The organism is Croceicoccus marinus, from assembly GCF_001661675.2.
Taxonomy (GTDB): domain Bacteria; phylum Pseudomonadota; class Alphaproteobacteria; order Sphingomonadales; family Sphingomonadaceae; genus Croceicoccus; species Croceicoccus marinus.
The window spans coordinates 1,492,392-1,513,279 of record NZ_CP019602.1; the positions used below are offsets into that span (position 1 = coordinate 1,492,392).

Consider the following 20,888-nt stretch of genomic DNA (forward strand, 5'->3'; position numbering starts at 1 on the left):
AGGGCAAGAGCCGGAATGGCCTTACAAATCACTGACATTTTGCCGTTCGACTATCGGTCGGGTCGTTTCATCGGACGTGCTGCGACCGCAGACGGGCCCGTGGTCTTCGCGATACGCGCTGGCCGCCTGTTCGAACTGACCGAAAGCTCGGCAAGCGTTTCCGGCGCTGTCGCGCGGCGCGATTTCGAACAGGGGCGCGACATCGGCGCGGTCGAGGACGGCCTGCCGGATGGCTGGACACTGCTGTCCCCCATCGACCTGCAATGCATCAAGGCCAGCGGCGTCACCTTCGCCCTGTCCGCGATCGAGCGGGTGATCGAGGAACGCGCCCGCGGCGATGCCGCCAAGGCCGCCGAGATCAGGTCGCAGCTTGAGGACAAGGTCGGCGGCGGCATCCGCTCGGTCGTACCGGGCAGCGCCGAAGCGTCGGAACTGAAGGCCGCGCTGATCGAGGAAGGCATGTGGTCGCAATATCTGGAAGTGGCGATCGGCCCCGATGCCGAGATCTTCTCCAAGTCGCCGGTCCTGTCTTCGGTCGGTCACGGCGCGCCCATCGGCGTGCGGTCCGATTCCTCGTGGAACAACCCCGAACCCGAAGTCGTCCTGATCTGCGATGCCCATGGCGAAGTCGTGGGCGCTACGCTGGGCAATGACGTGAACCTGCGCGATTTCGAAGGCCGCTCGGCACTGCTGCTTTCCAAGGCGAAGGACAATACGGCCAGCTGTTCGATCGGGCCGTTCATCCGCCTGTTCGACGATGGTTTCACTATCGACGACGTGCGCAACGCGCATATCGAGCTGACGATCGAGGGCACCGACGGATATCGCCTGACCGGCGAGAACGTCATGGCCGAGATCAGCCGCGATCCGCTTGAACTGGTGCGCCAGTGCCTGTCGGAGCACCACTATCCCGACGGCTTCGTGCTGTTCTGCGGCACGCTGTTCGCGCCGACGCAGGACCGTGACGAGGAAGGCGCCGGCTTCACGCACAAGGAGGGCGACATCGTCACGATCAGCTCTTCGCGCATCGGGACATTGTCCAACCCCGTCACGACCTCGCGCGATGCGCCGGCGTGGACGATGGGTATCGGAGAATTCGTTCGCAATCTCGCCAAACGCGGATTAGTCGGACAAATCTAAAAATCATAAAGAAGGGAATTGCGAGTGGTCAACCGGGCACACTACCCCAGCCTGGCCGGCAAGCGGGTGGTCGTCAGCGGCGGAGCCTCAGGCATCGGCGAGGGCATCGTGGAGGGCTTTGTTGCGCAGGGCGCGGCAGTGGCTTTCGTGGACGTGCAGCAGGCAGAGAGCGAGGCGCTGGTTGCGCGCCACGCCAATGCCGAGGTGCCGCCGATCTTCCGCCATTGCGACATCACCGATGTCGAGGGCTACATGGCCACGCTGCAGGAAATGATCGCCGAGATCGGCGGCTGCGACGTGCTGGTCAACAATGCCGCCAGCGACGACCGTCATTCGCTTGATGAGGTGACGCCTGCCTATTGGGACGACCGCATGGCGGTGAACCTCAAGCACCAGTTCTTCGCGGCCAAGATCGCCGTGCCCGAAATGAAGAAGGCCGGCGGCGGCAGCATCGTCAATCTCGGCTCGATCAGCTGGCATCTGGGGCTTCCCGACCTTGCCATTTACCAGACCGCCAAGGCCGCGATCGAGGGTCTGACCCGCAGCCTGGCGCGGGAGCTTGGGCGCGACAACATCCGCGTCAACTCGATCCTGCCGGGCAATGTCCAGACGCCGCGCCAGATGCGCTGGTACACGCCCGAGGGCGAGGCCGAAATCGTTGCCGCGCAGTGTCTTGACGGACGTATCCAGCCGGTGGACATTGCGGCGATGGCGCTGTTCCTCGCTTCGGACGACGCTCGTTTCTGCACGGCACATAATTACTGGGTGGATGCTGGATGGAGATAAAGGCGCAGGTACGCGCGCTGGTCGGCGCCGAGTGCAAGCTTGGCGAAGGCGTCCTGTGGGACGCAGGGCGCTCGCTCGTCTGGTTCGTAGATATCAAGCGCCACCGCCTGTGGCACTATGACCCGGCGTCGGGAAGCAGCGGTTTTGCCGAGGCGCCCGACCAGATCGGCTGGGCGATCCCGACCGAGGGCGACCTGCTGCTTTGCGGGCTGAAGACTGGCCTGTTCACTTTCGACCCCGCATCGCGCGGGTTCGAGAAACTGGCCGAAGTGCCGGGCGAACCGGCGAACAACCGGCTGAACGATGCGTGCACCGATCCGTGGGGGCGCGTCTGGTTCGGATCGATGGACGATGCCGAGGGTGAAGGTTCGGGCCGGTTCTATGTCTTCGACCGGGGCGAGATCCGCGCTGCCGGGCCTTCGGGCATCACCATCACCAATGGGCCCGCCGTCAACGCCCAGGGCGACCGCATCTATTTCACCGACACCGGCGGGCAGAAGATCATGACCGCCCCGCTGTCGAGCGAAGGCGTGGGCGAAGCCCGCCTGTTCGCCGACACCGCAGCCCTGTTCCCCGATGCCTTCCCCGACGGCCCCGTCGCGGATGCAGAGGATCACCTGTGGACCGGCCTCTACATGGGCGGCCAGGTGGCGCGGTTCTCGCCCGATGGCGAGCTTGTCGCCACCATCGACATGCCCGCGCGCGACATCACCAAGCTGGCGTTCGGCGGCGCGGATCTTGCGACCGGCTATGTCACCTCGGCGACCAAGAACATGTCGGATGATGACATGAAACAGTACCCCCAGGCAGGCAGCCTGTTCGGTTTCGACGCGCCGGTCCGCGGCTTCGCACTGGCACGGGCGAAACTGGGATGAGGCGACTTTCGTACGCTTCGGCCCTCTCCCTGGCCGCATTCTCTCTGGTCGCAACCGGTGCGGCGCTGGCCGCTCCTGCCCCCGGCCCCGGCTACGGCGACGGCATGGTGCTGCAGCAGGGTCAGCCCGTCACCATCTCGGGCAGGGCGGCACCCGGTGCGCGCGTGACCGGCATGCTCGGCACCGTTCGCGCGCAGGCGACCGCCGCGGTCGACGGCAGCTTCACCATCGCCTTCCCCGCGCGCGAAGCCAGCACGGCGCCCGTTTCGCTGACGCTCAGCGATTCGACGGGCAGCGCCACGCTGAACGACCTGCTGATCGGCGACGTCTATCTCTGCTCGGGCCAATCCAACATGGAACTGCCCGTTACCCGTGCCCTCAACACCATGGGTGAACTGCGGCAGGCGAACGACAGCGGCATCCGCCTGCTCAAGATTCCGCAGGCGACCGCTTCGGTCGAACAGGAACAATTCGCCCAGCCCGTGGCCTGGAATCCGGCCAATGCGGACAGCGTCGCCGAATTTTCCGCTGCCTGCTATTTCATGGCCAAGCAGCTTCGCGCCGATCATCCGGATGTGCCTGTCGGCCTGATCCACTCCAACTGGGGCGGCAGCGCGGCGCGCGCCTGGCTCGATCCGCAAAGCGTCGAGAATGCCTATGGCGCCGAAGCGGTCGCGCAATTGTCGCTGTACGACCGCGACCCCATGGCCGCCGCGCAATCCTTCGTGCCGCAATGGTATGACTGGTGGCGCCAGAACGACAACGGGCGCGAGCCCTGGACCGATCCGGACAGCCTGGAATGGCAGCCCGTCCCCCGGATCTCTTTCTGGAACGAGTGGACCGGCACCGGGCTGGACACCGATGCCACCGCGAATGTCTGGCTCCGCAAGAGCTTCACGCTGTCCGGCGACCAGGCCGCGAGCGAGGGGACGCTGTCGATCGGCTCGATCGACGACCTCGACCTGACCTGGGTGAACGGCCATCCGGTCGGCTACACCTTCGGCTGGGGAGTAGAACGGCATTACCGCATCCCCGCCGAATATCTGCGCGAGGGCGAGAACGAGATCCTGATCGCCGCGAATAATTCGTGGGACACGGGCGGGTTCTTTGCGGGGCCCGACCGGCTGTTCTTCGAAACCGGCGCAGGCCAGACCATCCCGCTGGGCAGCGACTGGCGCTATTCCGTGGCGCCTTTCGACGAGGTTCCGCCGCGTGCGCCATGGGACGCCAACGCCGGCATGGGCGTGATGCATAATGCGATGATCGCCCCGCTCGGCCCGATGCGACTGGCCGGCGTCACCTGGTACCAGGGCGAAAGCGATGCCGGGCAGCCCGATTACGACAAGAAGCTCGAGATGCTGTTCGACGGCTGGCGCCGCCAGTTCGGAGAGCAGGCGCGCGTGATGGTCGTGCAGCTCGCCAATTTCGGCGAACGCACGGTGCAGCCGCAGGCTTCGTCGTGGGCGGACTTGCGACAGGAACAGCTCGATGCGGTCGTCGGCGCGTCCGATGCGGCGCTGGTCAGCGCCATCGACATCGGCGAGCCGACCGACATCCACCCCGCCAACAAGAACGTGCTGGGCAAGAGGCTGGCCATGGCGGCAGACGGCAAGCCGATGCCCATGCCGCTGTCGGCCACCATGTCGGACGGCATCGTCACCGTCCGCTTCAGCGGGATCGAGGGAGGGCTGCGCGCCTATGGCGGTCCCTATGCACTCGGCGTCGAACTCTGCGGAGAGGCGCAGGACAGCTGTCGCTATGCCCTGCCCGCGCTGGACGGCGATACGATGCGGATCGACGCCGGCGACGGCAAGCCGGTGACGCGCGTGCGCTATGCCTGGGCCGATGCGCCGGTCGTCAACCTCTATGACGCGCGCGATCTGCCCGTGCCCGGTTTCGAGCTGCCCATCCGATGAAACTTGCGCGCCGGCAGTTCATCGCGGCCGCCGGCGCGGCGACCCTGGTGGCCTGTACTTCGCCACGCGCAGGTCTGGCGACATCCGGCTTCGTCACACGCGATGGAATGCGGCTGATGCAGGCCGGCACGCCCTATCGCATCGTGGGCGCGAACATGTGGTATGCCGCCTGGCTGGGCGCCAATGCCGAATATGGCGACCGCGCGCGGCTGCTGCGCGAACTCGACCGGTTGGCGGCGCTGGGCGTAAACAATCTGCGCATCATGGCATCGGGCGAGGAAGGGCCGCTGCGCAATTCGATCAGTCCCGGCTTCACGCGCCGCGACGGTTCGCCGAACGATGCACTGGTCGAAGGCCTGGATTTCGCCATCGCCGAAATGGCCCGCCGCGGCATGACCGCGGTGCTGGTGCTGTCGAACTTCTGGGAATGGTCGGGGGGACTGCAGACCATCCTGTGGCGCGCGACCGGCGACTATATGGACATGGGCGACCCGGCGCATCCATGGCCCGCCTTTGCCGATGCGACCGCGAACTTCTATGCCGACGGCAAGGCGCGTGCGCTCTATGCCGATCATGTCGAGGCCATGGTTTCGCGCACCAATAGCGTGACCGGCGTGGCCTATCGCGACGATCCCGCGATCCTCAGCTGGCAGCTTGCGAACGAACCGCGCCCGGGCGGTTCGGCCGGCAGCATCGCGAAATCGGTCGACGCCTATTACGACTGGATCGACGAAAGCGCTGCGCAGATCAGGGCGCTCGACCCGCATCACCTCCTCTCGCTCGGCCAGGAAGGGACGATGGCAACCTCTGGCGACGAGGCGATCGTTCGCCGGGCGCACCGCAATATCGATTATGTGACCGCGCATATCTGGCCGCTCAACTGGGACTGGGTGGCGGGGGACGCGCTTGAGGCCAGCTGGCCCGCCGGCAGGCGCAAGACCGCCGACTATATAGCCGCGCATGAGAGAATTGCCGCCTCGCTGGACAAGCCGCTCATCATCGAGGAATTCGGCTTTCCCCGAGACGCAGAGGCCTATTCCCCCGAGGCTTCCACCCGCTTTCGCGAGCAATTCTACCGCGAGATCTATGCGGCGGTGGAAGCGGGCTGGCTTGATGGCGGTCCGCTGATCGGCAGCAATTTCTGGGCCTGGAACGGCGAGGCGCGGGCACAGCATGACGATGCCCGCTTCGTCGCCGGAGACCGCGCCTACATGGGCGACCCCCCGCATGAGCCGCAGGGGTGGTACGGCAATTTCGACAGCGACCAGGCGATGCTGGCGCTGGTGCACGACCATGCGCGCAGATCATGCCTGGGCCTGGCGGCATCCTGCCCGGCCTGACGGCGCCAAAATGCCACCAGCGGACGCATTCCTGACCAGTTTGCGCCCGCCGATGGTCGTTTATTGGCAGATCAGTGGTTGTGGCGCGGCAGTTTGCGTGCCGTTCCCCGGTACTTGAGCGCGAACTCCATCACGCCGCCCTCGCCCAGCTGACCGGTCTTTTCGCGGAACAGCTCTTCCCACGGCGTGTTCGATTCCGGTGTTTCGGGGGCCAGTTCCTCTGCCTGGCGGCGCGCGATTTCCACGTCGTCGACCAGCGCGTTGCAGGTGCCGCGATTGAGGTCGACGCGAATGACGTCGCCGTTGCGCAGCCACGAGAGCCCTCCCCCCACTGCGCTTTCGGGCGAGACGTTCAGGATCGAGGGGCTGTCGCTGGTGCCCGACTGGCGGCCATCGCCCAGGGTCGGCAGCCACTGCGTGCCGCTGCGGATCAGCGCGTCGGGCGGCTGCATGTTCACGACCTCGGCGCTGCCGGGCCAGCCGATGACGCCCGAGCCGCGGATCACCAGGATGCAGCTGTCGTCGATCTGCAGCGAGGGATCGTTGATGCGATGATGATAATCGTCGGACCCGTCGAACACCACGGCGCGCGCCTCGAAGATGTTCTCCTCGCCGGGACGGGCCAGATAGCGTTCGCGGAATTCCTTCGAGATCACCGATGTCTTGAGGATGCCGAAATCGAACAGATTGCCCGACAGGACAAGGAAACCCGCGCTGTCCATCAGCGGCTGCGCGAAGGGGCGGATCATCTCGCGGTCGCGGCTTTCGCGGCCCGCCAGGTTTTCGGCCATCGTCTGCCCGGTGCAGGTGCGGACATCGCCATGCAGCCTGCCCGCCTGCAGCAGTTCCCACATCGCGGCAGGCACGCCGCCCGCGCGGTGGAACCGTTCGCCCAGATAGGCGCCGGCCGGCTGCATGTTCACCAGAAGCGGCAAGTCATAGCCATGGTCCTGCCAGATCGCGGGATCGAGCGGCACACCCGCATGCGCGGCCATCGCCTGGATATGCGGCTGTGCGTTCGACGAACCGCCGATCACGCTGACCGTGGCGATGGCGTTCAGGAAAGCCTCGCGCGTCAATATGTCCGAGGGCTTGAGGTCTTCCGCGACCATCTCGACGATGCGGCGGCCGGTGCGATAGGCGACCTGCCCGCGTTCGCGATAGGGCGCGGGGATCGCGGCGCAACCCGTCAGGCTGAGGCCGAGCGCCTCGGCCACGGCGTTCATGGTGCTGGCCGTTCCCATCGAATTGCAGTGACCTGCGCTCGGCGCGCTCGAGGTCGCGCGATCGAGGAATTCCTCCTCGTCGATCTCGCCCGCGGCAAGCTTGCGGCGGCTGCGCCAGATCACGGTGCCCGATCCGACCAGCTCGCCTTCGTGCCAGCCGTCCAGCATCGGGCCGCCCGACAGTACGATGGCCGGTATGTCGACGGTGCTGGCGGCCATGACCTGGCTGGGCGTGGTCTTGTCGCAGCCCGTGGTCAGTACGACCCCGTCGATGGGATAGCCGTTCAGCAGTTCCACCAGCCCGAGGTAGAGCAGGTTGCGGTCGAGCGCCGCGGTCGGACGGCGGCAATTCTCGAAGATCGGGTGGACCGGAAATTCGATAGGGATGCCGCCCGCATCGCGGATGCCGTCGCGCGTGCGCTTCGCCAGTTCGATGTGGATGCGGTTGCACGGGCTGAGGTCGCTGCCCGACTGCGCGATGCCGATGATCGGCTTGCCGCTGCGCAATTCCTCGGGCGTGACGCCGAAATTCATGAACCGCTCGAGATAAAGGGCGGTCATGTCCATGCGTTCGGCATTGTCGAACCAGTCGCGCGAGCGGAGGCGTTTTTCAGACATCGGTGTTTCCATTGTTCGTACCATTGGTCCCGGCCGCGTGAACCAGGCTTGGGGCCGCATCGGATTCGCGGCGGATCAGCGTATAGGGAAGGATCTTCTGCTGCGTCTTGGGCCGCCCCTCGGTCCGGCGTGATCGTACGATCCGCGCGATCGCGGTCACCGCCCAGGCGGTCATCTCGCGGATCGGCTGGCGCACGGTGGTCAATTCGGGCCAGATCGTGCTGGCCATGGCGGTATCGTCGAAGCCGCACACGGTGATGTCGTTCGGCACGTCGAGGTGCTTGCGGTGCGCCACCGCCACGGTCGCCGCGGCCATGTCGTCGTTCGATGCGAAGATCGCGGTCGGCTGCGGCTGCGCCGACAGCAGCCGTTCGGCACCAGCCATGCCCGATCGATAGGTGAAGCGGCCCTGCACGATCAGCTCTTCCGAAGGTGTCAGCCCGGAATCTTCCATCGCCGCGCGAAACCCGTTGAGCCGCCGCCCGCTGGCCACCTGTTCGGGGTTGCCGACGATGAAACCGATCCGCTCGTGCCCAAGGTCGATGATGTGCCTGGTCATGTCATAGGCGGCCTGGAATTCGTCGATCATGACCGCGCCGTGCAGCCCTTCGGCCTTGCCGGGGCCGACCGCGATCGACACGGCATCAAGCTCGCGCGCAAGGTCGATGACCTTCTGGTCGTCGCACAGGGGCGATGGCAGGATGAAGCCGTGGATCCCCTCACCCGCCAGCTTGCGCATCAGGGCCATCGCCTCTTCCGACGCTTCGCATCGCTGCACTTCGAGGTGGATGTCGTTGCGGCTTGCTTCCTCCAGCGCGCCCATCAGGAATTCGCTCAGGTAGGACGCGGACGGGTTTTCGAACATCAGCGCGATGCGAAGCTGTTCGCCGCCGGCCAGGCTGCGCGCCGCGCGATTGGGCGAATAGTTGAGCTTGCGGATAGCCTCGAGCACCTGTTCGCGCGTCTGTTCGCGGACATTGCCTTCGCCGTTGACCACGCGGCTGACCGTCATGGGCGAGCAGCGAGCCTCGCGCGCGACATCGCCGATCGTGGCTGCGGAATTGCCCCGCCGCGAAGCACGCTTGCGCGGCGGCTTCGTTTCGCTTTCCTCTTTGTTCATGACACTGCCCATAGACGCCCCCAGCCTTTCGCAGCAAGCATGCTCATTCGCCCGGCGCTTCGGGAAATTCAAGCGCCTGATACGCCTTCAGATCCCGCGCCGGCGGTGCCGCGCCTGCGGGTAGTGGCAGGCCGTTGACGTGCTGCCAATAGGCCAGCGACGCGTCGCGCCACCATTGCGCTTCCTGCCGCTGGATCGCCAGCATCTCGCTCACCGCGCGGAACCGCTGCGGGTCGACATAGGGGGACAGCGATTGCCAGGTCGTCTGCATGTCGTCGACCTTCGCCACGCCGCGGTCATATCGGGCGACCAGCTCCTCCCACAGGCCGCGGCCGGAGCGGGTCCGGAAATCCCAGGGGACGTGGTGGAACCACAACAGATAATCCTGGTTCATCGCCGCCGGATCGGACCACTGGGCGGCAATGTCGGGGGCGTATTGGGCCAGGGCGTTGCTGCCGCCTGCCGTCCGGTCGAAGCCGATGCCGCCCTTGTCCGCGCGGTGGTAATAACACGGGTTCCAGTCCGGCCGCCCGAGGTCGCAAACCCACGGCGCGGGACCGTAATGGTGCCCGGTGCCCATCAGATGCGCCAGGCCGAGCGGCGTCATGTAGTCGACCACCGCTTCCCGGCTGTCCAGCATCATCGGAACGCTCGCCGCAAGGAAAGCCGGATCGCGGCTGAAGGTCTGCGCCGCCCATTCGCGTGCGATCGTTTTGGACGAAAGCGTCGGATCCCAGGCCAGCCGGCCGAAGGCGTACCAGTTCGCCTGGTCGAAATCGGATCCGGTCCAGTTGCGATCCGAACCCGTGTTCGCCACGCCCGCCATGCCTGCGGGCGCAACGACCTGCGCAACATTTCCGCCGCGACCGGTATCGGAATCCAGTACCTCCTCCCACATCGGGGCCAGGAAGGCGAGATGGCTCGCGAAGCCCAGATATTCCTTGGTCAGCTGGACTTCCAGCATCAGGCGCGTGTCGGGCATGGCGCCGAACATGGGATGGAACGGCTCGCGCGGCTGGAAGTCGATGGCGCCGTTCTTGACCTGTACGATCACGTTCGGCGCGAACTCGCCGTCGAGCGGCACGAATTCCTCATACGCCTGTTTGGCGCGGTCGGTCTCGTCCTCTGCCGAATAGACGAAGGCGCGCCAGATGATCGTGCCGCGATCGCCGACGGCCCCGGCCAGCATGTTGGCGCCGTCGGCATGGGTACGACCATAATCCTGCGGGCCGGGCTGGCCTTCGGAATTGGCCTTTACCAGGAAGCCGCCGAAATCCGGGATGGCGGCATAGATCTCGTCCGCCTTGGCCTGCCACCACGCGCGCACCTGCGGATCGAGCGGATCGGCGGTGCCAAGCCCGCCGATGTCGCGCGGCGCGCTGAAGCGGGCGGAAATATAAAGCCGGATGCCATAGGGGCGCCACGCGTCAGCCAGCGCGACCAGCTTGGGCAGATAGCGCGGGGTCAGGAAAAGCGGGCTGGCGTTGACATTGTTCACCACCGAACCGTTGATCCCGATCGACGCATTGGCGCGGGCGTAATCGATCATGCGCGGATCGCTGCGCCCGGGCATGTGCCACCAGTCGAAGATCGAGCGGCCGGCATAGCCGCGCTCCACGCTGCCGTCGGGATTGTCCCAATGGTTCAGCAGCCGCAGCGGCATGGCGGGAGCCTGGTCGAGCGATATCCGGCCGGGCGCCGTTCCCAGCGACAGTTCCCGCAGCAGCGCATGGGAGCCGTAGAGGCAGCCGCGCGGATCGGCAGCCATGATGGCGATCCCGCTCGCCGCGCCGGTAATGCGGTAGCTACCCTCGGGCCCGGTCACGTCGCTTGTGCAGTCCAGCGTGACATTCGCGTCACCGCCAGCGGCCAGCGGCCTTTCCAGCAGAGAGGACAATCCGCGGTCGAGTTCCTGCATGGCGACGAGGATCGTCGGATCGCTGATGGCCGAAACTGGCGCCAGTCGCGGATCGAACCGTTCGAGCGCGGCTTTCGCCTGCCCCTCCAGCGGGGCATAGCGCAGCCATAGCGCATAGCCGTCCTCCTCCGGGGCGACGGATGGACCGCCGGTCGCCGGGGCAATGGCGGGGCCATCCTGCGCCTGGGCGGCGGCAGGAACGAACATCGCGGCAGCCACGGCAAACGCCGCGGCAAGCCGGTTGACAAGCATCCTCTCTCTCATCATGGTAGCGCTACCACAAAGACCCGCGCAGTCAAGTCGCGGCGTACGGGAGAGTTAATTCGATGCACACCAGCCTGCGCGCCGCCCTGATCGCAGGCGCGGCCCTTGCCGCGTTCACCACACAGATGTCGCAACCGGCCATCGCGCAGGACGTCGAAACCGCCCGTTCCATGGCCGATGCGCCATATTGGGATGCCTCGCTTCCTGTCGAGCGGCGCGTGGCCGATCTGATGTCGCGCATGACGGTCGAGGAAAAGCTGGCGCAAATGATCAGCACCTGGACCACCAAGGGCCAAGTTCAGGACAGTGCCGACTTCTTCGATCCCGCCCGGGCGAGCCGGCTCTACCCCGACGGAATCGGCTTCTTCGCGCGCCCGTCGGACCGTACCGGCGGGGGCAGCCCGCGCATCGTGCCGCCGCGTTCGATCGAGGAAAGCGTGCGATATTCCAATGCGCTGCAGAAATGGGCGCGCGAGGATACCCGGCTGGGCATTCCGGTGCTGACGCATGAGGAAGCGCTCCACGGCCTGGCCGCTCAGGATGCCACCAGCTTTCCGCAGGCCATCGGCCTTGCGTCCACGTGGGACCCCGATCTGGTGCGCGAGGTCAACGATCACGCCGCCTTTGAAGCCCGTGCGCGCGGCGTGTTCCAGGTGCTCTCGCCGGTCGTCGACGTGTCGCGCGACCCGCGCTGGGGCCGGATCGAGGAAACCTTTGGCGAGGATCCCTTCCTTGTCAGCGAAATGGGCGTCGCCGCGGTCGAGGGGCTGCAGGGCGTGGGCAAGGACCCCACGCTTGGCGAGGGTCAGGTACTGGCCACGCTGAAGCACATGACCGGCCACGGCCAGCCCGAAAGCGGCACCAATATCGGCCCCGCGCAGATTTCCGAGCGGACTCTGCGCGAGATGTTCTTTCCGCCGTTCAAGGAAGTGGTGGATCGCACCGCGATCGCCTCGGTGATGGCCAGCTATAACGAGATCGACGGCATCCCCAGCCACTCGAGCCGATGGCTGCTGGACGAGGTGCTGCGCGGCGAATGGGGTTTTCGCGGATCCGTCGTGTCCGACTATTCCGCGATCGAGGAAATGGCCTCGCGCCACAAGATCGCCGAGGATGTGCCGGGAACGGCAGAGCTGGCTCTTGACGCGGGGGTCGACGTGGATTTCCCCGATGGCGTGGCCTATCGCACGCTGGGCCAGTTGTTGGACGAGGGTCGCATCACGCAGCAGCAGATCGACCGCGCGGTCGAACGCATATTGACGATGAAGTTCAACGCGGGCCTGTTCGAGGACCCGTTCGTCGGCGACATGGCGCCTGCCCTCGCCTCCAACACCGAGCAGGGCGTCGCGCTGGCGCGGCGCGCCGCGGAAAAATCGCTGATCCTGCTGAAGAACGACGGGATCCTGCCGCTTGCCGTTCCGGGCGATGGCCCGCGTCCGACCATCGCGGTGATCGGCCCCAACGCCGATGTCGCGCGGCTGGGCGGCTATTACGGCATCCCGCGCGATACGGTCACTCCGCTGGAAGGGATCCGCGAACTGGTTGGTGACAGCGCCGAGATCGTGCATGCCCCCGGGGTCAGGATCACGCTGAACGACGACTGGTGGGCGGACGAGGTCGAACTGGCCGATCCGGACGAAAACCGCCGGCTGATCGCGCAGGCGGTGGAAGCGGCGCGGGACGCCGATACCATCCTGCTGTTCGTCGGCGATACTGAACAGACGAGCCGCGAAGGCTGGGCCGATGCGCATCTGGGCGACAGGACCGGGCTGGATTTGGTGGGCGAGCAGAACGAGCTGTTCGAAGCCTTGCGCGCACTGGGCAAGCCGATCGTGGCCGTGCTGGTCAACGGCCGCCCGCCCAGCTATCCCGCGCTGGCCGAAGGCGCCGATGCGATACTTGAGACTTGGTATGCCGGCGAGCAGCAGGGCCATGCCATCGCGGACGCCTTGTTCGGCCGGATCAATCCGGGCGGCAAGCTGCCCGTGACGGTGGCGCGCGATGTCGGGCAGGTGCCCAATTTCTACAACTACAAGCCCAGCGCGCGGCGCGGCTATCTGTTTTCCGACGTCACCCCGCTCTATCCGTTCGGGTTCGGCCTGTCCTATACCGATTTCGCGATCGGGGCGCCGCAGCTGTCCTCCTCCGCGATAAGGCCCGGACAGGGCGTGACCGTGCGCGTGCCGGTCCGCAACACCGGCGCATTGGCGGGCGACGAGGTCGTGCAGGTCTATCTGCGCGACGATGTCAGCACGGTCACGCGCCCGGTCAAGGAGCTGGCCGGCTTCCGCCGGGTCACGCTTGCGCCGGGCGAGGAAACACTGGTCGACATCCCGATCCGCGCCGACGCCTTCGCGCTGTGGAACAGGGACATGAAGCGCGTGGTCGAGCCGGGCGAATTCACGATCATGGTCGGGTCCAGTTCACAGGACCTGCAGGAAACCAAGCTTACGGTGTCGCAATAATCATGGACAGACGTCACGCCCTCAAGCTCTTCGCCGGTGGCAGCATCGGTGCGCTAGCCATTGCGCAGGCACCGTCCGCCTTCGCGCAGGCCGGACCGCTCTACAAGGATCCGCGCGCGCCGATACCGGCGCGCGTGGCAGACCTGATGGCGCGCATGACGCTGGACGAGAAGATCCAGCAGATCCGCACCGCCTGGCAGGGTAAGGGCGAAATGATCGACGGTCTGGTCTTCGACCCCGAAAAGGCGAGCGCGGCCTTCCCTGACAATATCGGCCATGTCACGCGCCCGTCCGACAAGCGCGGTGCGCCCGGCGTTACCGGGGCAGCGGGCGGCACCGCCGCGCGCTGGCGAACCCCGCGGCAGACGGTCGAGTTCATCAATGCGCTGCAGCGCTGGGCCACGCAGGACACAAGGCTGGGCATCCCCGTGCTGCTGCACGAGGAATCGCTGCACGGCTACATGGCGACAGACGGCACCATGTTCCCGCAGGCGATCGCGCTGGCCGGCACATTCGACACCGAACTGATGCGGCGGGTGCAATCCGTCATCGCGCGCGAGGTTCGCGCCCGCGGCGTCCCGCTGGTGCTGAGCCCGGTGGTCGACATCGTGCGCGATCCGCGCTGGGGCCGGATCGAGGAGACCTGGGGCGAGGATCCCCATCTCGTCGCCGAAATGGGCGTCGCCGCCGTCGAAGGCCTGCAGGGTCCGGGCAGGTTCGAGAAGCTGGCCGACGGCAAGGTCTTCGCCACGCTGAAGCACATGACCGGGCACGGCCAGCCCGAGGGGGGCAACAATGTCTCGCCCGCCGAGATTTCCGAACGCGAACTGCGCGACAATTTCTTCCCGCCGTTTCGCGAGATCGTGCGGCGCACCTCGGTCGGCGCGGTGATGCCCAGCTATAACGAGATCGACGGCATCCCCAGCCATGCCAATGCCTGGCTGCTGGGCACCGTGCTGCGCGGCGAGTGGGATTTCGACGGCCTGATCGTCAGCGATTACGGCGGCGTGGACGAGCTTGCGACCCTGCACCATGTCGCCGCCGATCTGGAAGAAGCGGCGCACCAGGCGCTGATCGCCGGGGTGGATAGCGAATTGCCCGAGGGCATAGCCTTTGCGACCCTGAAGGACGCTGTCGAGGCGGGGCGCGTGCCGGTCGAGCTTGTGAACCGCGCCTGCGCGCGGATGCTGGCCTTCAAGATGCGCGCCGGATTGTTCGAGAACCCCTATGGCGATGCCGCGCTCGCCGCCAGCATCACCGGCAATGAGGAAGCGCGCGCACTGGCGCTGGAAGCCGCGCGCAAGTCGCTGTGCCTGCTGAAGAACGAGGGCGGGACTCTGCCGCTCGATCCCGCGCGAATGGGGCGGGTCGCGGTGATCGGGCCCAACCATGCCATCGCCCGGCTGGGCGGCTATTCGTCGGTGCCGAAACAGGCGATCAGCCTGATCGAGGGGCTGCGCCTGATCGCGCCGGAGGCCGATTTCGTGACCGCGCAGGGCGTCTTCATCACCACCAGCGAGGATCGCTCGCAGGACGAGGTCACGCTGGCCGACCGGCAGGAGAACCTGAGGCTGATCGCCGAAGCGGTCGAGGTGGCGAAGAGCGCCGATGTCGTCGTGCTTGCCATCGGTGATACCGAACAGACCAGTCGCGAGGGATTCGCGCGCAACCATCTGGGCGACCGGACCGAGATCGACATCGTGGGCGAACAGAACGCGCTGGTCGAGGCCATGGCCGCGCTGGGCAAGCCGCTGGTGGTGTGCGCGATCAATGGCCGTCCGCCCAGCTGGCCCGACGTCGTCGCCAAGGCCGACGCGATGCTGGAATGCTGGTACCCGGGCCAGGAAGGCGGCATCGCGGTTGCCGAGGCGCTGCTGGGCCGGATCAATCCGGGTGCGAAGATGCCGGTGACCGTCGCGCGCAATGCCGGGCAGATCCCGTTCTTCTACAACCACAAGCCCAGCGCGCGGCGCGGCTATCTGTTCGATGACGAGAGCCCGCTGTTCCCCTTCGGTCACGGCCTTTCGTACACGCAGTTCGAGATTTCCGCGCCCAGGCCCGGCAAGACCCGCTATCGCGCCGATGAAGCGATCGAGATCGCCGTCGACGTCACCAACACCGGCACGCGCGAAGGTGACGAGGTGGTCCAGCTTTACATCACTCGCGAAGAGGTTTCGGTGACCCGCCCCGTGCTGGAGCTGAAGGCGTTCGAGCGCGTCACCCTGTCACCCGGCGAGACCCGGACCCTGCGCTTCGCCATCGAGCCACGCCAGCTGGCGTTCTGGAACAGGGACATGAAAGAAGTCAACGAACCGGGCCCGGTGACATTGTCGTCGGGACCGAGCAGCGCATCACTCAAATCCGTCAAGGTGGAGATCGTTTGAACATGGAATCCGGCCCCCTCATCAATCGCCGCACCGCGCTTGCCGGTGTCGCGGCGCTTCCTCTGATCGGTTGTACCGGGATGGAGAAAACCGCCGTTCCCGGCGTATCGGTCGCAGAAGGCCGCTCGCTCAACAGCCTGGCGCTTCGCGGCGGGCGCCGCTTTGGCAGCGCGGTCGCATCGACCCCGTGGAATGCCGATGCCGGCTCGTTCCAGAACCCGGCCTATGCCGCGCTCGTCAAGGCGGAGTGCGGGCTGGTCGTTCCCGAGAACGAAATGAAGTGGCAGGCGATGCGCCGTTCGCCCGACACCTTTGATTTCTCTCGCATGGACGCACTGGTCGCGTGGGCGCAGTCGCAGGACCTCGACGTTCGGGGGCACACATTGCTGTGGCACCGGCCGCAATGGTTTCCCGACTGGCTGAACGATTACGACTATGGCGCCAACCCGGTGCAGGAAGCCGAACGCCTGCTGACCGAACATATCCGCGCCGTCACGGACCGATATCGCGGGATCATCACCAGCTATGACGTGGTGAACGAAGCGATCGACCACGACGCCCGCAAGCCGATCGAGACAAGCATGAGCCTCGCGATGGGCAGCCCCGAGGCTGTCATCGACCTGGCCTTCCAGGTCGCGCGCGAGCAATTGCCCGACGCGCAGCTGGTCTACAACGACTACATGAGCTGGGAGCCCCAGCATGCCGAGCACCGCGCCGACGTGCTGCGTCTGCTGGAAGGCCTGCGCAAGCGTGGGACGCCGGTCGATGCGCTGGGCATCCAGTCGCATATCGAGATTTTCGACATCGATCCCGCCACCGGTGTCGGCGTCTATGACGAGGCGGAGTGGCGCAGCTTCCTCGACGAGGTGACGGGCATGGGCTATCGCCTGCTGATCACCGAGTTCGACGTGAAGGACAAGGCACTTCCCGCCGATATCGCCGTGCGCGACGCGAAGGTGGCCGACTTCACCCGCCGCTATTTCGACCTGATGCTCGAATATTCGGACCATCTGGACGATGTGCTGGTCTGGGGCATGGTGGACCGGTTCAACTGGCTGCAGAATTTCGAGCCTGCCGCGCGGGATGACGGGCTGGAAGTGCGCGCCGCGCCCTATGACAACGATTATCAGCCCAAGCCGATGCGCTATGCCATCGAGGAGGCGCTGCGGCAGGCCGCTGCCTGAGTATCCGGCTTCGGTCTGTTTCCCGCGCCTGACGCGCAAAAGGAAGGGCAGCCCTGATCGTCAGGGCGGCCCTTTTTTTTATGTGCCGACGACCTTGACGAGCGGACCATTGTCGGGGGCAAAAAAATGGGCTGCCCTGAATATCAGGACAGCCCAGTGAGAGCAGATGTTGAAGTCGTTTAGAAGTTGCCGCGAACGATGAACGAGAACCTGCGGTCGTTCATGAAGTAGGACCGCGGGGCCAGTTCCGAAGGATCTCCGGTATAGGCCTGCGTGGTCTTGGTCACCTCGTTCAGCAGGTTCACGCCCTGCACGCCGACCTTGATATTATCGGTGACGCTGAGGAACGCGGATGCGTCGAGCTGTCCCGTAGGCTCGTTGAAGATCGAGAAATACGGGAAGATCACGTCCGAAGCCGTCAGCAGGAAGCGCGAACGCCAGTTGTAGGCAGCGCGCAGCGAAATCGGGCCCTTTTCGTAGAAACCGGCCACGTTCACATTGTGCTTGGACAGCTGTTCAAGCGGCAGGTTTCCGGGCGGAACCGGCGAGTCGTTGGAAACTTCACCACCATTGAGGAACGTATTCGGGAGACCCGAGCTGTCGATGTAGGTGTAGTTTGCCGTGACGCCGAACCCGTCCAGCGGCGCAGGCAGGAAGTCGAAGGTCTGCTGGTAGGCAACCTCGACGCCCTTGATCTTGCCCGTACCGTCGAAGTTCGCAGGACCGCGAACGGTAACCTGACGGGTGTCGCCCGAAGCGTTGCTGATCGTCTCTTGCCGGACTTCCTGGTAGAAGAAGTTGTTGATCGACTTGTAGAAGGCATTCAGCGTCAGCGAGCCGACCCGCGCGAAGTACCATTCCACGCTGGCATCGAACTGCCAGGCCGTCGCGGGAACCAGCAGCGGATTGCCCGCCTCACCCGTGAAGTTGCCCGAGTTGTCGATGCTCGACGTGAAGTAGTTGCGGATGTACCCGTTGTCCGGACGCGTCATGACCTTCGACACGGCGAAACGCGTGATCAGGTCGTCACTCAGCCCGAACCTGATGTTGAAGCTGGGCAGGAAATAATCGTAGTTGTTCTTCACCGGCGTATAGATGAAGCTGCCGTCGACGAAGTCCTGCAGATCAGCGTAAGCTTCCGGCCCGATGTTGCAGATGCCGCCCGGACGCGCAGTACCGCCACCGGCAGCAGGCGGACGCGCCTGCTCCGCGCAGCGCACGTCGTACGGATCGGCGATGTTCAACGCGCCGACAGTCCCGGGACCACGCGAACTTGCCGACCGGATGTCGGTACGGACATAGCGAACACCCACGTTACCCGACATGCGTATGCCGCCGAACAGATCGTCGGATCCGAAATGCACCATGCCGTACAGGGCATAGTCGTCCTGCTTTACGGTCTGGATCTCGGAAGGAAGATACAGCGAGTCGCCCGCCACGCCCTCTCGAGCGGCCAGCGGGTTCCAGGTCGGGGATCCGCCACGTTCGGTGGTGATTGCCTGGACGGAGCGCAGGAAGTCCACCGCACCGTCGTAATCGTCGATCAGATCGCCGCTGTAGTAGAAAGCTACCGGAGGTGCAGGTACTTCGCCGCGGAAGAAGTTGGGGAATTCATACCGCTCCGACGCGCCCTCGGGCGTGTCGGCGAAATTGACCGGACGCGAACCCGACCACACTTCCGACAGCATGCCCCAGTTGTACTGGCTATAGCGCACTTCCTGTTCGCGGCCCTGGTAACGGGCGCCGACCTTGGCACGGCGGATGAACGCGTAGTCATCGAACTCGTAATCGAGGTCCGCCTGGAACGCGTACTGGTCGCCGCTGCTGTCTTCGGCGTGATCCATGGCTGCGCGCCAGAACTGGAAGCGCGGATCGTTGAAGTACTGCTCGTCGGTCGCACCGGCCAGCGCCTCGCCCGGAGCGGACCAAGTGTAGCCGAGGAATTGCGGCTTGTGCGGGATGATCGACGGGTAATTGCCCGAGATGTCCAGTTCCTGGTCGGCGAAGTTCGAGCCGAACACGCTGAAGTCGAGGTTTTCCTTCTTCGACGTCGCGTACTGGCCGTCGAGCCGCAGTGTTGCCCGCTCCGTCAGTTCGTGACGCAGGTTCAGGCTGTAATCGCTGTTCGTGACCTCATCCAGCACCTGCCGGCGAGCGAGCGAGAACTGCGAACCGCCGACCGGAACGAAGGGCGAGAGCGCCGGATCACCGCGCCAGCCATTGCTGGCATCGACGATGTAGCCCGACTGGAACAGATTGTCCTCGTTATAGACGTAGTCCTGGAACTCACCGACCGGGCACTGGGCGCGCGGCGGCGTTTCGTCATCGGGGTTGATGACGCCATTGCTGTCGACGACGTTCGGACCGGCGTCATTCTGCTGACAGCCAAGCGGATAGGTCGAATACTCGGCAAGGTCGGGAGCAGTCTCGTACGTCCGCTCACCCCAGGAATTGGTGGTGTGCGACCGGATGAATTCCGCGGTGAACAGCGTGCGCTCGTCAACGCTCTCCCACTGCGCGGACACTGCGAAACCGTCGCGCTTGCGGTTGAAATCCTGCCTGCGGAACTGGCCACCGACGGGCGCCACGCGGTAATCGGCGTAGTCGGCGAACCCGTCCGGACCGTTCGTTCCGTCGGCACCGCATTCCGCGTTCGGCGGCGGCAGCGTCGTGTTGTCGACGTTCGAGGGCAGCGGATTACGGCAGATGAAGCGGTTGGCGGTGTTCGCAACCGGAACCGACGATCCGTCGCGGATCTGGTAATTCGCGACCTGCAGGCCATCGGCACGGCTCTTGATCTGTGAGAACGCGCCGCTGAACAGCACGCCGAAACGGCCGGCTTCGGTATCCCAGGTGTTGCTAACCAGGCCCGAGATGGTTGGCGTCCATTCCTTGCGGAAGTCGCCATAGTTCGCCTCGGCGCTGAAGCCCAGCTTGAAGCCGTCGTTGTCGAACGGCTTGCGGGTGTTGAGATTGACCGTACCGGCAAGGCCGCCCTCGATCATGTCCGCGGTGGCGTTCTTGCTGATGACCACCGAGCCGAGCAGCTCGGAAGGAACGTCCGCAAAGTTGAGCGCCTGGCCGCCAACGCCTGCCGCGAAGGCAGTGCGTCCGTTGAATTCCGACCGCACGAAGTTCAGACCGCGCACGACCACGCCCGAACCCTCGACCGAGAAGTGGTCGGGATCGTTGGAGCCTGCGAAACGGTTGATCGCCACGCCGGGAACGCGCTGCAGCGCCTCGGTCACCGAACGGTCGGGAAGCGCGCCGATGTCGCGCGCCGTAATGGCGTCGACGAAAGTATCGGCTTCACGCTTGATGTTCTGCGAGCTTTCGAGCGACGCCCGGATACCGCTGACGATGATGACATCGCTGCCGGCGGCGGCATCGCCCTGCTCTACCTCGTCCGCGTCCTGCGCCGCATCCTGCGCGAAGGCAACCGGCGAGCCGAGCATGCAGCCCAGCGCCATTGCCGAAGCACCGCCCTTCAGGAAATTGCGGAAAATCGTTTCACGTCCCGCAGCGTCTCCGCCGCGAAGTGCATTCGCCCTCATACTCAGTCCTCTCCCCAATGATAGCGCTACCATGTTAAGGCGTGTCGCTAGATCACTTCCGAACAAAACCTCTAACGAAGTGATTTTTCTTTGGCAAG

At 65.4% G+C, this 20,888-nt stretch carries 12 protein-coding genes; 8 read left to right on the plus strand and 4 right to left on the minus strand.

The window, feature by feature from the left end; genetic code table 11:
- Positions 1-15 precede the first annotated feature (15 nt).
- The 5 genes from A9D14_RS07120 to A9D14_RS07140 are packed head-to-tail and all read left to right on the plus strand — an operon-like array spanning position 16 to position 6,057.
- Entirely contained in the window at positions 16-1,140 is a 1,125-nt protein-coding gene (locus A9D14_RS07120; RefSeq protein WP_066844575.1) for a fumarylacetoacetate hydrolase family protein, read from the plus strand.
- A gap of 24 nt (positions 1,141-1,164) precedes the next feature.
- Positions 1,165-1,926, plus strand: coding sequence for an SDR family NAD(P)-dependent oxidoreductase (locus tag A9D14_RS07125; protein WP_066844578.1), 762 nt, complete (start codon positions 1,165-1,167; stop codon positions 1,924-1,926).
- Positions 1,917-2,801 (plus strand): SMP-30/gluconolactonase/LRE family protein, encoded by an 885-nt coding sequence (locus tag A9D14_RS07130; protein ID WP_066844580.1) that lies wholly within the window; start codon positions 1,917-1,919, stop codon positions 2,799-2,801. The genes A9D14_RS07125 and A9D14_RS07130 overlap by 10 nt, the downstream gene beginning before the upstream one ends.
- The gene (locus A9D14_RS07135; RefSeq protein ID WP_066844584.1) at positions 2,798-4,717 is read left to right on the plus strand and encodes a sialate O-acetylesterase; all 1,920 of its coding nucleotides are present in this window, start codon (positions 2,798-2,800) and stop codon (positions 4,715-4,717) included. The genes A9D14_RS07130 and A9D14_RS07135 overlap by 4 nt, the downstream gene beginning before the upstream one ends.
- Positions 4,714-6,057: a glycoside hydrolase 5 family protein gene (locus A9D14_RS07140; protein WP_066844587.1), complete on the plus strand. Its 1,344-nt coding sequence runs from the start codon at positions 4,714-4,716 to the stop codon at positions 6,055-6,057. The genes A9D14_RS07135 and A9D14_RS07140 overlap by 4 nt, the downstream gene beginning before the upstream one ends.
- A gap of 71 nt (positions 6,058-6,128) precedes the next feature.
- Here the strand turns inward: A9D14_RS07140 and A9D14_RS07145 are convergent, their stop codons facing one another.
- The 3 genes from A9D14_RS07145 to A9D14_RS07155 are packed head-to-tail and all read right to left on the minus strand — an operon-like array spanning position 6,129 to position 11,191.
- Complete coding sequence (locus A9D14_RS07145) at positions 6,129-7,901, minus strand: IlvD/Edd family dehydratase (protein ID WP_232468856.1); 1,773 nt, start codon at positions 7,899-7,901, stop codon at positions 6,129-6,131.
- Entirely contained in the window at positions 7,894-9,021 is a 1,128-nt protein-coding gene (locus A9D14_RS07150) for a LacI family DNA-binding transcriptional regulator (RefSeq protein ID WP_066844593.1), read from the minus strand. The genes A9D14_RS07145 and A9D14_RS07150 overlap by 8 nt, the downstream gene beginning before the upstream one ends.
- A gap of 43 nt (positions 9,022-9,064) precedes the next feature.
- Positions 9,065-11,191 (minus strand): alpha-glucuronidase, encoded by a 2,127-nt coding sequence (locus tag A9D14_RS07155; RefSeq protein ID WP_232468455.1) that lies wholly within the window; start codon positions 11,189-11,191, stop codon positions 9,065-9,067.
- Between the two features lie 74 nt (positions 11,192-11,265).
- Between A9D14_RS07155 and A9D14_RS07160 the strand changes: the two genes are divergently transcribed.
- Genes A9D14_RS07160 through A9D14_RS07170 form a run of 3 tightly spaced genes read left to right on the plus strand, consistent with a single transcriptional unit; the run spans position 11,266 to position 17,236 of the window.
- Positions 11,266-13,668: a glycoside hydrolase family 3 N-terminal domain-containing protein gene (locus tag A9D14_RS07160; RefSeq protein ID WP_066844598.1), complete on the plus strand. Its 2,403-nt coding sequence runs from the start codon at positions 11,266-11,268 to the stop codon at positions 13,666-13,668.
- Positions 13,669-13,670: 2 nt separating this feature from the next.
- A complete protein-coding gene (locus A9D14_RS07165) occupies positions 13,671-16,052 on the plus strand; it encodes a glycoside hydrolase family 3 N-terminal domain-containing protein (protein WP_066844601.1) in 2,382 nt (793 codons plus the stop codon).
- Between the two features lie 2 nt (positions 16,053-16,054).
- Positions 16,055-17,236 carry an endo-1,4-beta-xylanase gene (locus tag A9D14_RS07170; RefSeq protein WP_066844604.1) on the plus strand — a complete coding sequence of 394 codons (1,182 nt, stop codon included), beginning with the start codon at positions 16,055-16,057 and terminating at the stop codon, positions 17,234-17,236.
- Between the two features lie 179 nt (positions 17,237-17,415).
- Here A9D14_RS07170 and A9D14_RS07175 read toward each other — a convergent pair whose 3' ends face one another.
- Positions 17,416-20,790: a TonB-dependent receptor gene (locus A9D14_RS07175; protein ID WP_232468456.1), complete on the minus strand. Its 3,375-nt coding sequence runs from the start codon at positions 20,788-20,790 to the stop codon at positions 17,416-17,418.
- Positions 20,791-20,888 lie beyond the last annotated feature (98 nt).